Below are 6,927 nucleotides of genomic sequence, written 5' to 3'. Positions count from 1 at the left end.
TACTATCTCTTTTTCGTCAATATTGATAGAAAACAGATCTTCATACCTGCTAATCTGATCATCCAGGTGGACGTCGGAAAATTGTTCTGGATAGAGAATCTTACCGAGTAATGCCTGTCCGATGATCCCTTTGGGACCATACAAAAAATTGCTGGTTATCACATAGGTCTTATTCTGTTTGCAGGCATCAATTTCAGAAAATCCTGCCCGTGATTTTAAATCAGATAATATTTTTACAAAATCCTTTTCTTCATCAACATAGGTATGGACAGTCTTAATGATGAATGAAGGATTTGTTTTCACCACCCATTCAGGAGTTACCTTTGGCCATTCGGTAGTGAGATTTGAAGCCACGTTGTCGGCTTTTATATGAGATAGCAATGAATCTCCCCCGCTTCCTTTTCCTGCCGCTATATATTCACTCCCAATTTCAAGGTACACATCCGGACGTTTTTCATTACCTGAAGTGGTGATCCGGGTTTGAATCATCTCATCTTGCTGATGAAAATAATTTAGGTATATAGAAGCATTCTCATTTTTCCCGGTTAACATCCCGAGGTTTTTCACCGAAGATGGAAGTTCAGATAAGATATAACAATTATAGGAAAGAACAGGAATATTGAGGATTGAAAATTTACTCTTTTCTTTTTCTCCCGCAGTATTCATTATAATGATTGTATCAGGATGCAATTCTGTGATCTTCTCAACATTAGGACTTCCCGACTCCCCAACATTCACTGCATTGGGTAAATACCGGATCAGGTTAGTTTTCTCGAGGATACTTTGTGGAACCCCAACAATTCGGTCCCCTGCTCCAAGGACGATGAGTGTTTCAATGGTGTCCAGATTGAGAGCAATAATCCTTTCAACTGGCTTTGAAAAAGAATACGTATTATCTAGTGAATCCGTAACAGTTATGTTTGTAGAACCTGAAGGAGCAATTTCAATATTGACTGGGGGACTTTGAGACACACAACCGGCACTGAATATGACACAGATAATGAATAAAGTAATGAGATAATTTACGATTAAGTTTTTTGGGATCCTTAACGATTCACATTTACAAATAATTTCCTTTCCGGAGTACAATACCGTCCTAGTTCTCATAAATTTATTTAAGGATATCAATTATATTCTCTTCCCGGACTCTACATTCAGATATCTACCAAGGATTTTTTTATCAACCCGCTCAGCCATCTCGCTGATACTCTTTCCCCACCCGTCAACATCCCGGGCCGTGATAATATCCACGCTCCCTCCCTGGTGATCTCCTTCCCCTACCTCATCCTCGAGCCATGACTCAACCTCTAGATAGGTATTTTTCAGCCCTTCCAGCACTTCAGGGTCGGCATCCCAGAGTTCCCGCTGGTTCGCTTCTAGGAGTCGCCGGGTCAGTTCTTCAAAGGCATACTTATTCTTCTCCTCAAAGAACTGTTTCATCTCGGGATCAAGCACAAAGGTCTTTGTGATCTCATCAAAAACCCAATCATCAACCTCGCCGATCGATGCCTGCCATCCCATGATATGTTCAGTCCGGGTAGAGATCGAAGCAGCACCGTTATACCCTGCTTTCTTCATCGCTTCAATCCACTTGGGATTGAGAATCTTTCCCCTTACCATCCGGCGGAGTTCATCTGCCATATCATGCACATAGGGATGATCCGGCTCACGGGTGTCCCCGTAATAGACCTTTACCTCATCAGGATTGTAATGCCGGGCAGCGGTGGTCATCCCCCCATGATATCCAAAATAACAGCAACAACCAAGTATATCGCAGGAGTCAGTCCCGGTCTTATCAAATGTAATATTCACAGTAGAGAGATTCCTGGCAAACTGTTCTGGTTTTAACTGACCGGCATATGCCTTTCCATATGCATATCCTCCTGTGGTCATGAATACATCTACCAGGTCTTTTTCTGTCTCCCAGGCACTGGCATGGACCGCCAGAGCCACAGCAGTAACATATACTCCAGGAGGATTACTAAAGATCCGAAGTGTTGATTCCCGCCAGTCCTGGTTATTATCAGGCATACTCATCAGAGCATGTTTCCTGATATAATTCATCTCAAGCGGCTCGTCAAGAGCAGCAACCGCAGAGATTGCATCATCCATGAGTTCATAGGTGGTAGGATAACAATCACGGAGGGTGGATGTCATCTCAATCGTGAGATCGATCCGTGGCCTGCCAAGTTCTTCAAGAGAGATAATCTGAAATGATCGAACCTGACCACTGGGGTTCCAGACCGGCTGCACTCCGATGAGATACATCATCTGGGCCAGAGTCTCACCATTACAACACATCATATCCATCGCCATCCAGAAGAACCCGACATTTTCGGGTAATTTTCCTTCCTCTTTCTGGTATTTTCTCAGAAGTGAGTCAGCAAGTCCTTTGCCCACCATCCAGGCTGAACGGGTCGGAGTCCGGTACGGATCGGTGCAGTAAAAGTTTCTCCCCGTTGGTAAGATATCATCCTGACCACGGCTCAGATATCCTGATGGTCCGGGTGGGGTGTGCCCCATCTCCATCCCGTTGAGTAGAGCCTCAATCTCCTTTGATTGAACAAGTCGTTCACTGATATCAAGAATCCTGAGTTGGATCAGCTGAAGTAAATCTTCCTGGGATTTAGTGAGGGATTTGCTAAATAAATCTTCTAGAGGACGTGATGGATCCTCGAGAGTAGACCTGATAAACTCTTTTGCATGTAGATCCAGTTCCTCGATAATTGCCCCGTGAGATTTACCTGCCGATTCAGAGAATCCATTCTGATGTTCATAGAGATCATCAAAATCATGCCCGAATATACCGGCGATAACCCTCCTGATGCAAAGTTCGCCAATATCAAACCTGGCAATATTGTTGATAAATTCTACCTGTTTCTCACCTTCCGGAATCTCTCCAAAGACATGGATATCCCTGATTATCTGGGTATTACGTATCTTGGAAAGTACTTCATGGGCCTTTCCTTTGAGTATCTCAAATGAATCGGTGGCCTCAAGATGCATATCATTATCCAGATTGATCCCAAAGATAAGATCACGGATCTGATGCTCAAGGGCATGTTTCCGGGCATGGTCAGCCCGAGCGGTCTCATATTCCTGAAGCATCTCATCCAGTTCTTCGAGTTTCTCATACAGGGATGATTGATCCATCACCGAGAGCATGTAATCAATCAATGTTGCATATGTTCTTCGTTTGGCTAACGCACCTTCAGGGGGATTATTGGCATTGTAGATATAGAGATATGGCTTATTTCCTATGCAGACATCAGGAGAACACCCCCTAGACATCCCAACCCCATTACCCGGGGTTAGTTCAAGACTTCCGTGTGTCCCGAGATGAACCAGGAGATCTGCATCAAAATCTTCTTCCAGGTAATGATACGTTGCCAGGTACTGATGCGGAGGAGGACAGTATGGATCATGCAGGATTTTACAGACCTTCCCGTCACATTTAGGTCCGTAACATCCTCGTTTTGGCTGACAGCAGACAAGGATATTTCCAAACCTTACTCCTGTGATCAGCATGGTCCCTTCATACACCATTCCCTCACCCGGTGGTTCTCCCCAGACGCTGTTTACTTTTTCTTTAAATGTAGGATCAAGAGTATCATACCAGGCATTGTACTCTTCAGTGGTGATCCTCGCTAGTGCTCCGCCTTTGGCAACGATGTCTTCAACAGTTGTCCATCTGAACTCACAGAGAGCACGACGCTCAAGGATAAGATTTACGAGGGCCTGACCGTCCTCAGGAATATCGGTTATGGTGTAGCCCTCTTCCTTCATCCGGTTCAGGATCTGTACCATACTCTGCAGACCATTCATATGGGATGCACTCCCGACTGTTGCCTCAACCCCGTGACACGGGCTGTTATTGAGCATAAATACCACCCGTCGATCAGCCTTTTCTTTCCTCATCAGGCGAATCCATCGTGATATCCGATCTGCAACCCTCCCACATCGTTCAGGAATGGTAACCCGGGTTCCATCAGAGCCGGGTCTCTCAAAATTCGAACCGATCATAACCGGTTCAATAACCCCTTCGTATTCAGGAAGAGACACAGCCCAGGGAACATCATCAGTAAGCCCTTTCAGATCCTTCCACTCTTCAAGGGACTGGTAATAGGAAACAACCGGCTGAAAAACCGGGATGTTCATTGATTTAATCAGGTCAAGACTCCTGATGAACGGTTCTTTAGCCTCATCAACAGGAGTTACCGGGTCAGTCACTGGTGAGATTAACTTAATAATTCCACAAACCCGGGGTTCTTCGTCTTTAACAAAAAATCGGCGAATTGTATCCTGAAGACCAATTGAACCCAATCCTGGATCACAGAACGAGTCGGTAAATGCAGGAATAACGCTGATACCCCGATGCTCGAGACACTCAATCAGGGTATTTTCAACCTCAAGATTATCATTTACCCAGAATGACCGGTCAATAAGAATCCCGATAACCTCAGTCTCATGAGGCTGGTACCACTGAAGATACTCCTCAATGGTCTGAAATGAACCTTCATACCTGGGATGGTAAATCCCCTGTCTGGGAAGTGTTAGTGGAGGTGGAACAGGCAGTAACTCTCCCTTCAGGCTCCGGATATAAAGAAAGAGACTTTTCAGATTGTCAGTACCCCCGTTGATAAAATACTGAGAACAGATCTCCTGCTGCTCCCGTGAAATCAGGGATTCTGAACATACAAGATCTCCTCCACCCAGAAAGATAACCGGAATTTTGGATGCCTGGGTTCGTATTTCTGACTCAATATCAGGACTGCTAAACTGAATTCCTCTCTCAATTATTATTACAGATGCAGTTCTGCACGCCTCCCGGATCGCATCTTCCTGTTCATTCAGCATCTCTGAAGCAGTGATAAAAAAAGGAAGAAGATCTTCCTGAACATCTTTTGCAGCTTCTGTCAAACAGCGAACCGACTCTTTCTTAATAATCCCTAGTGTTGTCATAGTTATCTCCATCATTCACTAATTATCAGACGAATAAATTACAGACTTGATAATACATTTTTATAAAATCATTATACCATATAAGATTAATTTGTTCTTTATCCTACATAATAGGTATAATTAAGGATGAGGAACCGGATTGAACTCTATAGTATTACAAAATATCACTAAGTGGTATGGTCCCCTCTGTGCGGTTCGGGATCTCTCTCTTGAGGTTGAGCATGAAATATTTGGCTTGTTGGGGCCGAATGGATCAGGGAAGACTACCACCATTCGGATGCTCACCACCCTCCTTGAACCAACCGAAGGAAAGGCGTTCGTATGCGGGCATGATATCAGAAAAAATCCTGGAAAAGTCAGGGAAAAAATAAGTTACGTTCCGCAGGAGATGGCAGTAGACGCAAAATTCACCGGAAGAGAAAATGTCAGGTTTTATGCAAAGATGTATGGAGTTAAAGACCGGGAAAAGCGTATTGATGATGCCCTAGCGGTAATGGATCTCTCAGATCGGGCAGATGAACCGGTCAAAAATTTTTCCGGTGGTATGAGGCGGAGACTGGAATTGGCCCAGGCCCTCGTGCACGAACCTGAAGTTCTTTTTCTCGATGAACCCACCGTAGGACTGGATGTTGCAGCCCGAAAAAAAATCTGGGAACATATCTACAGTCTTCGCAAGAATGGAATGACTGTTTTTGTTACCACTCATTACTTGGAAGAAGCAGATGCAGCCTGTGATCGAATTGCAATTCTTGACAAAGGGCAGATAGTATCCATTGGGACTCCTGCTCATTTAAAGAATCATTTGATAAAGGATGTCATTATTGCTCGGATATCCGGAGAATATATACCCTCATTGAACCCGGGGTATACGTTTAACAAACAGGATGGGGATGAATTGTTCTTCCTTGCAGATTCAGGAAGCGAAATTATTCCGGAACTGGTTGCTGATATCGGAAGACAGGGGCTACAGATCCATTCGATCTCTCTCCGTGAGCCCCGGCTGGATGATGTATTCCTGGAGTCTGTATCAGCGCAGGAAGATAAAGGCCGGTTTAATGATGTAAAGTTCAGAACCATGCTCCGGAGAACCCGATGAACGCAGTATATTATTTTTTTGAACGGGAAATGACCCGATGGCTCAGGGCCAGGATTGCCGTGGTCTCAACCCTCATGCTTCCAGCTGCCTGGTTAATATTTGTAGGTCTTGCAATGCCCATTCGATTTACTGATAATTATGTGGACTTCCTTACACCGGGGATTATCATTATGACGGTGTTTAATGCATCAATGGCCGGAGGATCCCTCCTTCTGTATGATAACCTTTTGGGATTTCTGAATAAGTTCCTGGCCCTTCCCACCCCTCATGAGAGTATCCTCTTTGGAAAAATACTATTTATCACCACCCGCGGACTGATACAGGCAACAATCATCCTCTGCATCTCAGTCCTCATCGGATCGACCATGCTCGATCTCCCCCGCTATCTGGCAATATTCGCTATCCTCATCCTGATTGGGTTGCTCTTCTCCGGGATAGCAACAACGATTGCTCTGATGATCGGCGAATATGACTCTTATGGGGCGGTCAATGCCATGATATCCATGCCGCTCTTCTTCACCTCAAGTGCCCTGATGCCATACAACGTCATGCCTGACTGGCTTAGGATAATCGCTCATATCAATCCACTTAGTTTTGCGATCGATTCAGTCAGAAGCATCGCAGCAGGTACAATTCCATACCCTCAAATCGCAATTATGGGCTGTTTATGTATCGGTGTTCTCGGTTGTTGCGTCATTGTTTTTAGAAAATTTACAACCCGCCTTTAAAGTCATCTCATATAGATTTTTGGTAACTATTCAGGAATGCTGAGAACAGGTTGACATTGACATCGTATCCTGCCCATAAGTTCTGATATTATCCTTCCCTGGAATCCAAGGATTATTCTCAAAAGCGGAGGTAATAGCCTC

Annotated in this window: 4 protein-coding genes; 2 read left to right on the top strand and 2 right to left on the bottom strand. The window is 44.5% G+C overall.

Annotation, left to right across the window (positions count from 1 at the left end; all coding sequences use genetic code 11):
• Both LUQ50_RS11510 and cobN read right to left on the bottom strand, forming a co-directional pair.
• A partial coding sequence (locus LUQ50_RS11510; protein ID WP_300039978.1) for an ABC transporter substrate-binding protein occupies positions 1-1,107 on the bottom strand: 1,107 nt, incomplete at its 3' end.
• 21 nt (positions 1,108-1,128) lie between these two features.
• Complete coding sequence (gene cobN, locus LUQ50_RS11505; protein WP_300039977.1) at positions 1,129-4,962, bottom strand: cobaltochelatase subunit CobN; 3,834 nt, start codon at positions 4,960-4,962, stop codon at positions 1,129-1,131.
• 139 nt (positions 4,963-5,101) lie between these two features.
• On the opposite strand from cobN, the gene LUQ50_RS11500 reads away from it, so the two are divergent.
• On the top strand, positions 5,102-6,058 hold the full coding sequence (locus LUQ50_RS11500) for an ATP-binding cassette domain-containing protein (protein WP_300039976.1): 957 nt from the start codon (positions 5,102-5,104) through the stop codon (positions 6,056-6,058).
• On the top strand, positions 6,055-6,786 hold the full coding sequence (locus tag LUQ50_RS11495) for an ABC transporter permease (RefSeq protein ID WP_300039975.1): 732 nt from the start codon (positions 6,055-6,057) through the stop codon (positions 6,784-6,786). Before LUQ50_RS11500 ends, LUQ50_RS11495 begins: the two co-directional genes overlap by 4 nt.
• The last annotated feature ends 141 nt before the right edge of the window (positions 6,787-6,927 follow it).

This window comes from Methanospirillum sp. (assembly GCF_028679455.1).
Lineage (GTDB): Archaea > Halobacteriota > Methanomicrobia > Methanomicrobiales > Methanospirillaceae > Methanospirillum.
The sequence above is the reverse complement of the archived record's forward strand: the minus strand, read 5'-3'. Positions and strand labels throughout refer to the sequence as shown.

Excerpts from the sequence above, each read along its gene's own strand:
- cobN (WP_300039977.1), bottom strand. The coding sequence starts at position 4,962 with ATGACAACACTAGGGATTATTAAGAAAGAGTCGGTTCGCTGTTTGACA.
- LUQ50_RS11495 (WP_300039975.1), top strand. The coding sequence starts at position 6,055 with ATGAACGCAGTATATTATTTTTTTGAACGGGAAATGACCCGATGGCTC.